At 73.8% G+C, this 13,972-nt stretch carries 13 protein-coding genes and 1 riboswitch; of the genes, 9 read left to right on the top strand and 4 right to left on the bottom strand.

Annotation, left to right across the window (positions count from 1 at the left end; genetic code table 11):
- Positions 1 to 52: 52 nt before the first annotated feature.
- The 5 genes from BLR12_RS08435 to BLR12_RS08415 all read left to right on the top strand — a co-directional run bounded on the left by BLR12_RS08435 (position 53) and on the right by BLR12_RS08415 (position 5,585).
- Entirely contained in the window at positions 53 to 1,654 is a 1,602-nt protein-coding gene (locus BLR12_RS08435; protein WP_091376093.1) for an ABC-F family ATP-binding cassette domain-containing protein, read from the top strand.
- Positions 1,655 to 2,083: 429 nt separating this feature from the next.
- Positions 2,084 to 2,311 (top strand): helix-turn-helix domain-containing protein, encoded by a 228-nt coding sequence (locus BLR12_RS08430; protein ID WP_091376089.1) that lies wholly within the window; start codon positions 2,084 to 2,086, stop codon positions 2,309 to 2,311.
- Between the two features lie 23 nt (positions 2,312 to 2,334).
- Positions 2,335 to 3,084: an enoyl-CoA hydratase/isomerase family protein gene (locus tag BLR12_RS08425; protein WP_255363373.1), complete on the top strand. Its 750-nt coding sequence runs from the start codon at positions 2,335 to 2,337 to the stop codon at positions 3,082 to 3,084.
- Positions 3,085 to 3,178: 94 nt separating this feature from the next.
- Complete coding sequence (locus BLR12_RS08420; protein ID WP_091376083.1) at positions 3,179 to 5,077, top strand: ABC transporter ATP-binding protein; 1,899 nt, start codon at positions 3,179 to 3,181, stop codon at positions 5,075 to 5,077.
- Between the two features lie 43 nt (positions 5,078 to 5,120).
- The gene (locus tag BLR12_RS08415; protein ID WP_091376081.1) at positions 5,121 to 5,585 is read left to right on the top strand and encodes an SgcJ/EcaC family oxidoreductase; all 465 of its coding nucleotides are present in this window, start codon (positions 5,121 to 5,123) and stop codon (positions 5,583 to 5,585) included.
- A gap of 99 nt (positions 5,586 to 5,684) precedes the next feature.
- On the opposite strand, the gene BLR12_RS08410 is transcribed toward BLR12_RS08415, so the two are convergent.
- The 4 genes from BLR12_RS08410 to BLR12_RS08395 form a co-directional block, all read right to left on the bottom strand.
- A complete protein-coding gene (locus BLR12_RS08410; RefSeq protein ID WP_218120586.1) occupies positions 5,685 to 5,999 on the bottom strand; it encodes a DMT family transporter in 315 nt (104 codons plus the stop codon).
- Between the two features lie 11 nt (positions 6,000 to 6,010).
- A riboswitch (guanidine-III (ykkC-III) riboswitch) is annotated at positions 6,011 to 6,075 on the bottom strand.
- A 28-nt stretch (positions 6,076 to 6,103) separates the two neighbouring features.
- The gene (locus BLR12_RS08405) at positions 6,104 to 6,826 is read right to left on the bottom strand and encodes a sirohydrochlorin chelatase (RefSeq protein WP_255363372.1); all 723 of its coding nucleotides are present in this window, start codon (positions 6,824 to 6,826) and stop codon (positions 6,104 to 6,106) included.
- Positions 6,823 to 7,584: an SDR family oxidoreductase gene (locus BLR12_RS08400; RefSeq protein WP_091376075.1), complete on the bottom strand. Its 762-nt coding sequence runs from the start codon at positions 7,582 to 7,584 to the stop codon at positions 6,823 to 6,825. Before BLR12_RS08400 ends, BLR12_RS08405 begins: the two co-directional genes overlap by 4 nt.
- Positions 7,584 to 10,439 (bottom strand): aconitate hydratase, encoded by a 2,856-nt coding sequence (locus BLR12_RS08395; protein WP_091376073.1) that lies wholly within the window; start codon positions 10,437 to 10,439, stop codon positions 7,584 to 7,586. The genes BLR12_RS08400 and BLR12_RS08395 overlap by 1 nt, the downstream gene beginning before the upstream one ends.
- A gap of 259 nt (positions 10,440 to 10,698) precedes the next feature.
- On the opposite strand from BLR12_RS08395, the gene BLR12_RS08390 reads away from it, so the two are divergent.
- From BLR12_RS08390 to BLR12_RS08375, 4 genes are all read left to right on the top strand, one after another.
- Positions 10,699 to 11,433: an SIR2 family NAD-dependent protein deacylase gene (locus BLR12_RS08390; protein ID WP_091376072.1), complete on the top strand. Its 735-nt coding sequence runs from the start codon at positions 10,699 to 10,701 to the stop codon at positions 11,431 to 11,433.
- Positions 11,430 to 11,741 carry a hypothetical protein gene (locus BLR12_RS08385; protein WP_091376069.1) on the top strand — a complete coding sequence of 104 codons (312 nt, stop codon included), beginning with the start codon at positions 11,430 to 11,432 and terminating at the stop codon, positions 11,739 to 11,741. The genes BLR12_RS08390 and BLR12_RS08385 overlap by 4 nt, the downstream gene beginning before the upstream one ends.
- Positions 11,738 to 12,160: a DUF1772 domain-containing protein gene (locus tag BLR12_RS08380; RefSeq protein WP_091376067.1), complete on the top strand. Its 423-nt coding sequence runs from the start codon at positions 11,738 to 11,740 to the stop codon at positions 12,158 to 12,160. Before BLR12_RS08385 ends, BLR12_RS08380 begins: the two co-directional genes overlap by 4 nt.
- A gap of 94 nt (positions 12,161 to 12,254) precedes the next feature.
- A complete protein-coding gene (locus BLR12_RS08375) occupies positions 12,255 to 13,790 on the top strand; it encodes an AMP-binding protein (RefSeq protein WP_091376065.1) in 1,536 nt (511 codons plus the stop codon).
- The last annotated feature ends 182 nt before the right edge of the window (positions 13,791 to 13,972 follow it).

Raw genomic sequence — 13,972 nt, 5'->3', positions numbered from 1 at the left:
ATCACCTGCAACGCGGTCGGAGGAGCCCGTCCGAGCGCCTATCCTGGGCTCGGTGATCACGACGACCGGCCTCGAGCTGCGCGCCGGGGCTCGCGTCCTCATCAGCGATGCGACCCTCCGCGTGCAGCCCGGCGACCGCATCGGCCTCGTCGGCCGCAACGGCGCCGGCAAGACCACCACGCTGACCACGCTGGCCGGTGAGCGGCTGCCGCACACGGGCAAGGTCGAGGTGACCGGCGAGATCGGCTACCTGCCGCAGGACCCGCGCAGCGGTGATCTGGACATCACGGCCAGCGACCGCGTGCTGTCCGGCCGCGGCCTCGACGTCCTCCGCGCGCAGATGACCAAGGCGCAGGTCGCGATGGCCGAGCCGGCCGACGACGTCGAGCGCGACCGGGCGGTGCGCCGCTACGGCCGGCTCGAGGACCAGTTCGCCGCCCTCGGCGGGTACGCCGCGGAGAGCGAGGCCGCGCGGATCTGCACCGCCCTCGGGCTGCCCGACCGGGTGCTGGCGCAGCCGCTGCGCACCCTCTCCGGTGGCCAGCGGCGCCGCGTCGAGCTCGCCCGCATCCTGTTCTCCGACGCCGAGACGCTGCTGCTCGACGAGCCGACCAACCACCTGGACGCCGACTCGATCAGCTGGCTCAAGGGCTTCCTGTCCGCGCACAAGGGCGGGCTCATCGTCATCAGCCACGACGTCGAGCTGCTCGACGCCGTCGTCAACAAGGTCTGGCACCTCGACGCCAACCGGGCGGCCGTCGACGTCTACAACCTCGGCTGGAAGCCCTACCTCGCGCAGCGGGAGACCGACGAGCGCCGCCGCAAGCAGGAGCGGGCCAACACCGAGCGCAGGATCGACGCCCTCACCTCGCAGGCGGACAAGATGCGGGCCAAGGCGACCAAGGCGCGCGCGGCCAAGAGCATGGACAAGCGGGTCGAGCGGCTCGCGGCCGGCCTGGAGGACGTCCGGCAGCAGGACCGGGTGGCCAAGCTGCGCTTCCCGACCCCTGCCGCCTGCGGGAAGACGCCGCTCACCGCGGAGGGACTGTCCAAGAGCTACGGCTCGCTCGAGGTGTTCACCGACGTCGACCTCGCCGTCGACCGGGGCACACGGGTCGTCGTCCTCGGGCTCAACGGGGCGGGGAAGACGACGCTGCTGCGCATGCTGGCCGGCACCGAGGTCCCCGACACCGGCGAGGTGAAGGCCGGGCACGGGCTGCGGATCGGCTACTACGCGCAGGAGCACGAGACCCTCGACCTGGACCGCTCGCTGCTGGAGGTCATGCGGTCGGCGGCCCCGCAGAGCACCGACACCGAGCTGCGGCGGATCCTCGGCGCCTTCCTGTTCTCCGGCGAGACGGTCGACCAGCGGGCGGGCACGCTCTCCGGCGGCGAGAAGACCCGGCTGGCGATGGCCACGCTGGTCGTCTCCGGGGCCAACGTGCTGCTGCTCGACGAGCCGACCAACAACCTCGACCCGGCCAGCCGCGAGCAGGTGCTGGAGGCGCTGCGCACCTACGCCGGCGCCATCGTGCTGGTCACCCACGACGAGGGCGCGGTGCGGGCGCTGGACCCGGACAAGGTCATCCTGCTGCCCGACGGCACCGAGGACGCCTGGAGCGAGGACCTCGCCGACCTGGTCGAGCTGGCGTAGCGACGACATCGCCGTCCTGCCGGACGGCACCGCCGCCAGGTGCCGTCCCCCGGCTGCGCTGAGCCCCGGACCCCCGTCCCGGCTCGGGGAGCCTCCGGCCCCCGCTCACCGGGACGGCACCGCGGCCAGGTGCCGTCCCCCGGCTGCGCTGAGCCCCGGACCCCCGTCCCGGCTCGGGGAGCCTCCGGCCCCCGCCCACCGGGACCGCACGGCGGCAGGGCTCCCCGCGGGGCGTCCTGAGGCGTTCCCGGCGAGGGCACGGCCGTTGCGTGGACCGACCCCAACGAGTTGCGATCTCGCGTGGCCGGTGTCGCCCGTCCGGGTGATCATGAGCGTGTGGGACGCCGAGGTCACCGGGGCCCGGCGCCGACGGGACGAGCAGCCTCGGCGGGCCCCTGGCCCGCAGCCGGTTGCTGACGGAGGGGAGTCATGGCCGACTCGAGCACCGCGGATCTCAGCAAGGGAAAGCGCATCACCGGAGGCGACCGCTCGTCGCTGGCCGACGAGTTGCGCAAGCGCTACGACGGCGGCGAGAGCATCCGCTCGCTGGCGTCCTCGACCAACCGGTCCTACGGCTTCGTGCACCGGCTCCTCTCGGAGTCCGGCGCCACCCTGCGCAGTCGTGGGGGAGCCAACCGGAACAGCAAGAAGAGTTGAGCGGGCCCGACCAGGACGGGTGGGTGAGGACGGCGCGCGACGGCGCCGTCCTCACCGTCACCCTCGACCGGCCCGACCGGCTCAACGCCCAGACCCCGGCCACCTGGACAGCACTCGCCGCCGTCGGCGCCTCGCTGGACGACGGCGTGCGGGTGGTCGTCGTCCGGGGCGCGGGCCGTTCGTTCTCCGCGGGGCTGGACCGCTCGCTGTTCAGCGCCGATCCCGGCACCGCCGGTGGGCTGGGTGAGCTCGGCCGGATGCCCGCGGAGGAGGCGCAGGAGCGGATCCGCGGGTACCAGGCCGGCTTCCGCTGGCTGCGCTCGCCGGGCATCGTCTCGGTCGCCGCGGTGCAGGGCCACGCCATCGGGGCGGGCGCCCAGCTGGCGCTGGCCTGCGACCTGCGGGTGCTGACCGAGGACGCCGACCTGCGGCTGCCCGAGGCGACGCTCGGGCTGGTGCCCGACCTCACCGGCACCAGCACGCTGGTGGAGCTCGTCGGCTACGCGCGGGCGCTGGAGATGTGCCTGACCGGGCGCCCGGTCGGCGCGGCCGAGGCGCAGGCCATCGGGCTGGCCACGGCCGTCGTCCCGGCCGACGGGCTCGACGCGGCGGTCGGCTCGCTGGTCGCCGCGATCACCGCCGCTCCGGTGCTCGCCAGCCGGGAGACCGCGGCGCTGGTGCGCTCCGCCGTCCGCAACGACCCGCAGACCCAGGACGCGGCCGAGCGCGCCGCTCAAGCCCGCCGACTGGCGGAGCTGGTCGGCGGGCCCTGAACCGTCCGGTCCCGGACTGTCGGCGGGCACTGCCAGACTGCCTCCGGAACAGCCCGCCCGGTAGGGGTGTTGGCCGGGCGGGAGAGGAGGTGGCATGGACGTGAGCGGTCCCATGTCCTCCATGGCGGCGATGCGGTCCTTCCGCCGCGACCCGTCGGTCACCTCGCGCCGGCTGCCCAAGGGCACCGTCCGGCGCATCCTGGGCATCGCCCGGCCCTACCGGCGCGACCTGACCTGGTTCCTCGTGCTCGTCGTCGGCTCGTCGCTCATCGGCGTGCTCACCCCCCTGCTGGCCGGCCGGATCGTCAACCGGATCGCCGGCCTGGAGGGGACGGCGGGCGACATCGTCCGCATCGCGCTGCTCATCGCGGCGCTCGCCGTGGTCGACGCCGGGATCTCGCTGGCCACCCGGTGGTTCTCCGCGCGGATCGGCGAGGGGGTCATCTACGACCTGCGCTCCCGCGTGTTCGAGCACGTGCAGCGGATGCCGGTCGCCTTCTTCACCCGCACCCAGACCGGCGCGCTGGTCAGCCGGCTGAACAACGACGTCATCGGTGCCCAGCAGGCGTTCACCTCGACGCTGTCCGGGGTGCTGTCCAACGTCATCGGCCTGGTGCTCACCGCCGGGGTGATGTTCTCGCTGTCCTGGCAGATCACTGCGCTGTCGCTGGTGCTGGTGCCGGTGTTCGTGCTGCCGGCCCGCCGCATCGGCCGGCGGCTGCAGGAGATCACCCGGGAGTCCTACGCGCTCAACGCGTCGATGAACGCGACGATGACCGAGCGGTTCAACGTCGCCGGGGCGCTGCTGGTCAAGCTGTTCGGCCGGCCCGAGGCCGAGGCCGAGGGCTTCAGCGGCCGGGCGGCGCGGGTGCGCGACATCGGTGTGCTGTCGGCCATGTACGGCCGCACCTTCTTCACCGCGCTGACGCTGGTGGCCGCCCTGGCCACCGCGCTGGTCTACGGCCTCGGCGGCTGGCTGGCCTTCACCGGCTCGCTGAGCCCCGGTGACGTCGTGGCCCTGGCGCTGCTGCTGTCCCGGCTGTACGGCCCGCTGACCGCGCTGGCCAACGTCCGGGTCGACGTGATGAGCGCGATGGTCAGCTTCGACCGGGTCTTCGAGGTGCTCGACCTGCAGCCGATGATCCGCGAGGAGCCCGACGCTGTCCCGGTGCCGGCCGGCGACCGGTCGATCGAGTTCGAGCACGTCTCGTTCAGCTACCCGTCGGCCGCCGACGTGTCGCTGCCGTCACTGGAGGACGTGACGCTGCCCGAGCACGGCGGGACGACGGCCGTGCTGCACGACGTCTCCTTCCGAGTGGAGCCCGGCCAGCTGGTCGCGCTGGTCGGCCACTCCGGAGCGGGCAAGTCCACGATCGCCGCCCTGGTACCGCGGCTGTACGACACGACCAGCGGCACCGTGCGCATCGGCGGGCTCGACGTCCGGCACGCCACGCTGGCCTCCCTGCGCGACAGCATCGGGGTGGTCAGCCAGGACGCCCACCTGTTCCACGACACGATCCGCGCCAACCTGGTCTACGCCCGGCCCGAGGCGACCGAGGAAGAGCTCTGGGCCGCGCTGGCCGGCGCCCGGATCGCCCGGCTGATCCGGTCCCTGCCCGACGGCCTGGACACCGTGGTCGGCGACCGCGGCCACCGGCTCTCCGGCGGGGAGAAGCAGCGGCTGGCGATCGCCCGCGTGCTGCTCAAGGCGCCGGGCATCGTGATCCTCGACGAGGCCACCGCGCACCTGGACAGCGAGTCCGAGGTCGCGGTGCAGCACGCGCTGGACACCGCCCTGGCCGGCCGGACGTCGCTGGTCATCGCGCACCGGCTGTCCACCATCCGGAGCGCCGACCAGATCCTCGTGGTGGACGACGGTCGCATCGTGGAGTCGGGCACACACGAGGAGTTGCTGGCGCTCGCCGGCCGGTACGCCGACCTGCACCGCACCCAGTTCGCGGTCGGCGAGGGGCGGACGGTCGGCGCGGCGTGACCACTACCGTCACTCCTGTCCCACCAACGCAGGAGGAGTCAGCGTGACGTCCGCGCACCCGAACGACGCCCAGATCCGCGCGCTCTACGCCCAGTTCCTCGACGGGTGGAACCGGCGCAGCGGCGCGGCGGTCGCCGCCGGCTTCGCCGACGACGGCGACGTCATCGGGTACGACGGCACCCACCACCACGGCCGCCTGGCCATCGCCGCCGACTTCCGGCAGATCTTCGCCGCCCACCAGACCGCCTCCTACATCGCGGTGATCCGCTCGGTCCGTCCGGTGGCGCCGGGCGTCGCGCTGCTGGTGGCCCACGCCGGGATGATCCCGCCCGGGGACAACGACATCGACCCCCGCTACCACACGCTGCACACGGTGACCGCGGTCGACGAGGGTGCCGGGCGGTGGCGGATCTCCCTGCTCCAGGCGACGCCGGCGGCCTGGCACCAGCACCGGGAGGCCCGCGAGGCGCTCACCCAGGAGCTGCGGGGGCTGCTCACCCCGCAGTGAGCGGGGTCGCGCGCCTCGGTGCAGCGGCTGTACCGAGGAGGCTCAGGAGAAGGGTCTTTCGCCAGTCCCACGTCGAGCCGGGAGGCGGGGGGCCCTTCTTCAGTGCAGGACCTTCAGCCCCACCACGCACCCGACGATCCCCGCGAGCAGCAGCAGCTTGACCGGGGACACCGTCTCCTCGCCGGTCACCATGGCGATGACGACGGTCAGCACCGCGCCGATGCCCACCCACACCGCGTACGCCGTCCCGACCGGAAGCTCGCGCATGGCGTAGGCGAGTCCGACCATGCTGAGCACCAGCGCGACGCCGAACACCACCGACGGGGCCAGGCGGCTGAACCCCTCGGAACGACCCAGCGCGGTGGCCCAGACGGCCTCCAGCACACCGGACAGGACGAGCACGAACCAGGACACGACAGCCTCCACGGGCGCCGTCTTGTCGCTGTCCGGGTACGGCACCGCTCGTCCGGGGGCCGGGAGGAGGCCCGACCCGATCGTCCCAGACCCCGCGACGGACGTCAGCTCGCGACGGACCAGCCGGAGACCGCGGCGTCGTAGCGGTCGAGCAGGACGGCGGCGATGCGCTCGTCGGGCAGCAGGGGAGCGGTGACCGTGTCGGCCGCGGCCCCGGAGAGTTTCTCGTGGAAGTGGCCGGGCGCCAGCAGGTAGGCGGCCAGCACCACGCGGCGGGCGCCGGCGGCCCGCGCGGCGGCGACGGCGTCGGCCACCGGCGGCTGGGCGGCCGAGCCGTAGCCGGTGGTCACCGGGCCGGTCCAGCGCTCCTGCAGGGCGGCGGCGGTGGCGTCGACGTCGGCCACCGAGCGCGGGTCGCTGGAGCCCGCGGCGGCCAGCACGACGGCGGTGGCGGGGTCCGCGGGGTCGGCCCCGGCGGCGAGCAGCCGGTCGTGCAGCACCGCGACCAGCCGGGGGTCCGGGCCCAGCGGCCGGGCCGCCCGCGCCTCGGCGTGCTCCCGCACGGCCCGGGCGATGTCGACGTGCACGTGGTAGCCGCCGGACAGCAGCAGCGGGACGACGACCGAGGGGCGGCCGCCGTCGGCGAGGCCCGCGACCACGTCGGCGACCGTGGGCGGCTGCACGTCGACGAAGGCCGCCGTAGTCACCAGCCCCGGGCGCAGGGTGCGCGCGGCGAGGGCCAGCTCGGCGACGAGCCGGCGGCCGGTGGGGTTGCGGGTGCCGTGCGCGCACGCGACGAGCACGGGTGCCGCGGCCGGACCGGTCACAGCGCGCGGGTGGCGCCGCCGTCGACGGCGATCATCGTCCCGGTGACGTAGGACGCCGCGGGGGAGAGGGCGAAGGCGGCCACCCGGGCGAACTCCTCGGGTGACCCGACCCGGCCCAGCGGGACCCGGGCCGCGTTGCGGGCCCGGGCGGCGGCCGGGTCGCCCGAGGCGGCCTCGGTGTCGACCAGCCGGTCGGTGGCGATCGGGCCCGGCAGCAGCCCGAGCACCCGGATGCCGCGCGGGCCGAGCTCGTCGGCCAGCGCCTTGGCGGTCATGGCCAGCCCCGGACGCAGCCCGTTGGAGATGGCGAGGTCGCCGATGGGCTGGCGCACGGAGGTGGAGAGCACGAAGGCGATGACGGCGCCGTCGCCCAGGTGCGGTACCAGGGACCGCACCAGCCGGAGCGGGCCGAGCACGACGCTGTCGTACGCGGCCCGCCAGGCCTCCTCCGGGGCCTCGAGGACGGTGCCCGTGGCGGGCCCGCCGACCGAGATCAGCGCGCCGTCGACGCGGCCCAGCTGCTCGCGGGCCTCCTGCACCAGCCGCGCCGGGGCCTCGGGGTCGGCGAGGTCGGCGGCCGAGCCGGACGCCGCCGGCGCGCCGCCGAGCGACGCGACGGCGGCGGCCACGGAGTCGGCGGACCGGGAGCTCACCAGCACCCGGGCGCCGTCGTCGACCAGGGCGCGGGCGGTCGCGAAGCCCAGCCCCCGGCTCGCGCCGGTGAGCAGGTATCCGCGACCGCCCAGGCCCAGGTCCATCAGGCGGCCGAACCCCGCAGCGAGCGCAGCACGTACTGCATGATCCCGCCGTTGCGGTAGTAGTTCGCCTCGCCGGGGGTGTCGATCCGGACGGTGGCGTCGAACTCCACGTCGCCGGCCTTCACCTTCACCGTCTTCGGGGTGCGGCCCTCGTCGAGCCCGGTGATCCCGGTGATGGTGAACTCCTCGTCGCCGGTCAGGCCGAGCGACTCGCGGTTCTGGCCCGCGGGGTACTGCAGCGGCAGCACGCCCATGCCGATGAGGTTGGAGCGGTGGATGCGCTCGTAGCTCTCGGCGATGACCGCCTTGACCCCGAGCAGCGCCGTCCCCTTGGCCGCCCAGTCGCGCGACGAACCCGAGCCGTACTCCTTGCCGGCCAGCACGACCAGCGGGATGCCGGCCTCCTGGTAGGCCTGGGAGGCGTCGTAGATCGTCGTCGTCTCGCCGGTCAGGTGGTCCTTGGTGACGCCACCCTCGGTGCCGGGCACCAGCTGGTTGCGCAGCCGGATGTTGGCGAACGTGCCCCGGATCATCACCTCGTGGTTCCCGCGCCGGGAGCCGTAGGAGTTGAAGTCACGCCGCTCCACACCGTGCTCGCGCAGGTACTTCCCGGCCGGGCTGTCGGCCTTGATCGACCCGGCGGGGGAGATGTGGTCGGTGGTCACCGAGTCGCCGAGGACGGCGAGGGTGCGGGCACCGGTGATGTCCTGCACCGGGGCCGGCTCGGCCGGCATGCCCTCGAAGTAGGGGGGACGCCGGACGTAGGTGCTCTCGCTGTCCCACGCGAACGTGTCACCGGTGGGCGTGGGCAGGTCCTGCCACTGCTGGGTGCCGGCGAACACGTCCTCGTAGCTGCGGCCGAACTGCTCGGCCGACACGGCCTCGTCGATGGTCCGCTGGACCTCCTGCGGCGAGGGCCAGAGGTCGCGCAGGAAGACGTCGTTGCCGTCGGCGTCCTGCCCCAGCGGGTCCTCGTTCAGGTCGACGTCCATCGACCCGGCCAGCGCGTAGGCGATGACCAGCGGCGGGCTGGCCAGGTAGTTCATCTTGACGTCGGGGTTGATCCGGCCCTCGAAGTTGCGGTTGCCCGAGAGCACCGAGACGACGGCGAGGTCGGCCTCGTTGACCGCGTTCGACACCGGCTCGGGCAGCGGGCCGGAGTTGCCGATGCAGGTCGTGCAGCCGTAGCCGACCAGGTAGAAGCCCAGCTTCTCCAGGTACGGCGTGAGCTGGGCCTTCTCGTAGTAGTCCATGACGACCTTCGACCCGGGGGCCAGCGTCGTCTTCACCCACGGCTTGCTGGTCAGGCCCCGCTCCACGGCGTTCTTGGCCAGCAGCGCGGCACCGATCATCACCTGCGGGTTGGAGGTGTTGGTGCAGGAGGTGATCGCGGCGATCACGACGTGGCCGTGGTCGACCTCGGTCTCCGTGCCGTCCTCCATCACCACCCGCGTGGGCTTGGACGGGCGCTCCGCGACGGCACCGCCGTCGTAGTGGTGGGGCTGTCCCTCCTTGCCGTTCCCGTGCTCGGACGGGGCGGCCGGGTCGGAGGCGGGGAAGGACTCCGCGGACGCCTCGTCGACGGACGAGACGACGCCGTAGGGCTTCTCCTGGGCGGGCACGCCGGGCTTGCGGTCGTCGCCGCCGGTCTCGTCGTCCTGCACGTAGTCGGCCAGCGCGGCGCGGAACGCGGCCTTGGCGTCGGTGATGGCGACCCGGTCCTGCGGCCGCTTCGGCCCGGCGATCGACGGGACGACCGTCCCGAGGTCCAGCTCCAGGTACTCGGAGAAGACCGGCTCGCGGGACGGGTCGTGCCAGAGGCCCTGCTCCTTGGCGTAGGCCTCGACCAGCGCGACCTGCTCGGCGGAGCGGCCGGTCAGCCGCAGGTAGCCGATGGTCTCCTCGTCGATCGGGAACATCGCCGCGGTGGAGCCGAACTCCGGGCTCATGTTGCCGATCGTGGCCCGGTTGGCCAGCGGGACGGCGGAGACGCCCTCGCCGTAGAACTCGACGAACTTCCCGACGACGCCGTGTTGGCGCAGCATCTCGGTGATCGTGAGCACCAGGTCGGTGGCGGTGGCGCCGTCCGGCAGCTGGCCGGTCAGCTTGAAGCCGACCACCCGCGGGATGAGCATCGACACCGGCTGGCCGAGCATCGCGGCCTCGGCCTCGATGCCGCCGACGCCCCAGCCGAGCACGCCGAGGCCGTTGACCATCGTGGTGTGCGAGTCGGTGCCCACGCAGGTGTCGGGGTAGGCGACGACGCGGTCGCCCTCCTGGCGCGGGAAGACCACGCGGGCCAGGTGCTCGATGTTGACCTGGTGCACGATGCCGGTGCCCGGCGGCACGACCTTGAAGTCGCTGAAGGCGCCCTGGCCCCAGCGGAGGAACTGGTAGCGCTCGCCGTTGCGCTCGTACTCGATCTCGACGTTGCGCTCGAAGGACTCCGGCGTGCCGAACACGTCGGCGATCACCGAGTGGTCGATGACCAGCTCGGCCGGCGCGAGCGGGTTGATCTTCTGCGGGTCCCCGCCGATCTCGGCCATGGCCTCGCGCATGGTGGCCAGGTCGACGATGCAGGGGACGCCGGTGAAGTCCTGCATGACCACGCGGGCCGGGGTGAACTGGATCTCCTGGTCCGGCTCGGCGTTCGGGTCCCAGCTCGCCAGCGCCCGGATGTGGTCGGCGGTGATGTCCCCGCCGTCCTCGGTGCGCAGCAGGTTCTCCAGGAGGACCTTCAGGCTGAAGGGCAGCTTCTCGGAGCCCTCCACCGCGTCGAGCCGGTAGATGTCGTAGTCGGTGCCGTCGACGCTCAGCGTCGCCCTGGCCCCGAAGCTGTCCTTGCTGGCTGCCACTTCTCTGCGCCCACCCCTCAGCTGGTCCGTCGCGCTGCTTGCCACCCTGCATCATCCCAGGGACGCGCCAGCCCGCGGAGGTGAGGCGACCCTTCCCTTCGCCCGCGGGAGTCCGCCCGGGCATCGGCCCGATGATCAGGTGGGCTCACCGTCGCGTGTCCTGGCTCACCTCCGGCGCTGAGCCAGGACACGCGACGGTGAGCTGAGCTGATCATCCGCGCCCGGACACCGGCGCCCACGGGCTCCTACGGTGGAGCCCGTGGACGTCCCCGGCTGGCTGCCCGAGGCCCGGCGGGTCACCGTGCTCACCGGCGCGGGCGTCTCCACCGACAGCGGCATCCCCGACTACCGCGGGCCGAACGGCGTGTGGACCCGCGACCCGGACGCCGAGGAGCTGGTGACGCTGTCCTACTACCTCGCCGACCCCGACGTCCGCCGCCGGGCCTGGCTGATGCGCCGGGACACCGCACCCGACGCCCGCCCCAACGCCGGGCACCGCGCGCTGGTGGACCTCGAGCGGCAGGGCCGGCTGCGGGCGCTGCTCACCCAGAACGTCGACGGGCTGCACCAGGCGGCGGGCTCCTCCCCGGAGCTGGTGCGCGAGCTGCACGGCACGGTGCACGCCGTCGAGTGCCTGTCCTGCTCCCACCGGACGACGATGGCCGAGGCGCTGGCCCGCGTGGCGGCGGGGGAGCCGGACCCGGCCTGCCGCGTCTGCGGCGGCATCCTCGAGTCCGCGACGGTCAGCTTCGGCCAGGCGCTGGACCCGGAGGTCGTCGCGGCAGCCGCGGAGGCGGCCGTCGACTGCGACGTGTTCCTCGCCGTCGGCACCTCGCTGACCGTGCACCCGGCGGCCGGGCTGACCGACCTGGCCGCCCAGAGCGGCGCCCGGGTGGTCGTGGTCAACGCCGAGCCCACGTCCTACGACCACGTCGCCGACCTGGTGGTCCGCGAGCCGATCGGGACGTCGCTGCCCCGCCTGCTGGCACCGTGACCCGCGGCGAGCTGTACGCCCGCTACCGGCAGCTGGTGGACGACGAGCTGCCCCGGCGGGCCCGGGCCGGGCGCTGGGTGGTCACCGCCGACCACTGCTTCGGGCGGATCCTGCTCGACCACGCCGTCGGCGGGCGCTGGTACGACGTCCTGGACCGGCGCCGCTCGCCGGCGTCCGCGCAGTTGGACGACGACCACCTGGCCGCCGCGGTCGCGCTGGCCGAGCGCGTTCTCGCCGAGGGTGACCCGCTGCTGCGCGAGCTGGACGCGCAGAGCCTGGCCTGGCGCCGGAAGCCCGCGAAACGGTGACCCTGCTGGCCGTGCACCTGGCGCTGACCGCGGCCTACGCGGGCTTCCAGTGGACGGTGCGCGCGCTGGTCTACCCGCAGTTCGCGCTGGTCCCGCCGGCCGGTTTCCCGGCCTACGAGCGGCGCCACCAGCAGCGCGTCTCCCGGGTGGTCGGCCCGCTGTTCGCCGGGCAGGGCGTCACCACGCTGTGGCTGCTGGCCGACCGGCCGGGCGGGACGCCGCTGCTGCCGGTGCTGGCGGGGGCGGCGTGCCTGGCCGTCGTCCTGGCGGCCACCGCGCTGGGCGCCGTCCCGCTGCACCGCCGGCTGCAGGAGGCGTGGGACGACGCCGCGCACCGGCGGCTGCTGCGGGTGGACACCGTGCGGGCTGTCGCGGCCACGGCGGGGACGGTCGCCGCGGTCGCCGCGCTGCTCGGCTGAGCCGGGCGTACGCCGGGCGCCACCGGCGGATAGCGTGACGGGCGCCACGTCGAGCGGCCGGCCTGCGCGCCGGCCCGAGGACCCGGGAGCCGGAATGCGCGTGCCCTTGACCACCCGAGACTTCCTCGACCGCGCCGAGCTGGTCTACGGCGACCGGGTCGGCATCGTCGACGAGCCCAACCAGCCCGCTCCCTCGCTCGGGGAGGTCACCTACCGCGAGATCGCCCGCCGCGGTCGCGCGCTGCAGGCCGGGCTCGACGCGCTCGGCGTGGGGGAGGGCGAGCGGGTCGCCGTCGTCAGCCACAACGCCGGCCGGCTGCTGGAGTGCCTGCTGGCGCTGCCGTCGTCCGGGCGGGTCGTCGTCCCGGTCAACTTCCGGCTGCAGCCGGAGGAGGTGTCCTACATCGTCGGGCACAGCGGCGCCCGGGTGCTGTTCGTCGACCCGGAGCTGGAGGCCTCGCTCAAGCGCGTCGAGGCCGAGCACCGGTTCACCATCGGCGAGGAGTACGAGCAGCTGCTCCGCTACGACACCGAGCCGGTGCCGTGGTCGTCCCCGGACGAGGACGCCACCGCCACGATCAACTACACCAGCGGGACGACGGCCCGGCCCAAGGGCGTGCAGATGACCCACCGCAACGAGTGGGTCAACGCGGTGACCTTCGGCATGCACATGCAGGTCAGCGACCGCGACGTCTACCTGCACACGCTGCCGATGTTCCACTGCAACGGCTGGGGGCTGCCGTACACGACGGCCGGCCTGGGCGCCCGGCAGGTGGTGATCCGCAAGATCGACGGCGCGGAGATCCTGCGCCGGGTCGAGCAGCACGGCGTGACCGTGATGGCGGGGGCGCCGGCGGTGTGGAACGCCGTCCTGGACGCCGCGGCCGACTGGGACGGCGAGGTCCCCGGGCGCGACCGGGTGCGGATCATCGTCGCCGGCGCCCCGCCGCCGTCGAAGACGATCGCCCGGGTCGAGGCGGAGCTGGGCTGGGAGTTCAACCAGATCTACGGCCTGACCGAGACCGCCCCGCTGGTGACCGTCAACCGGCCGCGCGCGGAGTACGACGACCTGGAGCCGGAGGAGCGGGCCAGGCGGCTGTCGCGGGCCGGGGTGCCGGCGCTGGGCACCCGACTGCGGACCAGCGAGAGCGGCGAGGCGCTCGTGCAGAGCAACACCGTGCTGGCCGGCTACTGGAACAACCCCGACGCCTCGGCCGAGGCCCTCGAGGGCGGCTGGTTCCACACCGGGGACGGCGGCACGATCGACGACGGCGGCTACCTCACCATCTCCGACCGCAAGAAGGACGTGATCATCACCGGCGGCGAGAACGTCTCCTCGATCGAGGTCGAGGACGCCGTCTTCAGCCACCCGGCGGTCGCCGAGGTCGCGGTCATCGGCGTCCCCGACGAGAAGTGGGGCGAGATGGTGACCGCGCTGATCGTCGTCGCCGAGGGCCAGCAGGTCACCGCCGAGGAGATCGTCGCCCACTGCCGGGGCCGGATCGCCGGGTACAAGATCCCGAAGCGGGTCGAGTTCCGCGACGAGCTGGCCCGCACCGCGACCGGGAAGATCCAGAAGTTCAAGCTGCGCGAGGCCTTCTGGCCGGACTCCGACCGCCGGGTGAACTAGTGTGGCGCGGCTGATCGCCGTTCACGGGTGACGTGGGGCGGACGATTCCGTCCGTTGTCCGGGTCGAGAATGGGCGGTCGTCCCAGCCCTCGCTGACGGTGCGGTTCGCGCCGACGAGTTGCTCGGCGCTGCCGGGTGACCGCGGCGTACGGCTCGGCCGGAAATGGTGCCGGAGCAGGCCT

It is taken from the genome of Geodermatophilus sp. DSM 45219, from assembly GCF_900104025.1.
In the GTDB taxonomy this organism is placed as follows: domain Bacteria; phylum Actinomycetota; class Actinomycetes; order Mycobacteriales; family Geodermatophilaceae; genus Geodermatophilus.
Note: the sequence above shows the minus strand (reverse complement) of the source record. Positions and strands in the feature narration are given on the sequence as shown.

Excerpts from the sequence above, each read along its gene's own strand:
- BLR12_RS08430 (WP_091376089.1), top strand. The coding sequence starts at position 2,084 with ATGGCCGACTCGAGCACCGCGGATCTCAGCAAGGGAAAGCGCATCACC.
- BLR12_RS08420 (WP_091376083.1), top strand. The coding sequence starts at position 3,179 with ATGGACGTGAGCGGTCCCATGTCCTCCATGGCGGCGATGCGGTCCTTC.
- BLR12_RS08400 (WP_091376075.1), bottom strand. The coding sequence starts at position 7,584 with ATGGACCTGGGCCTGGGCGGTCGCGGATACCTGCTCACCGGCGCGAGC.
- BLR12_RS08375 (WP_091376065.1), top strand. The coding sequence starts at position 12,255 with ATGCGCGTGCCCTTGACCACCCGAGACTTCCTCGACCGCGCCGAGCTG.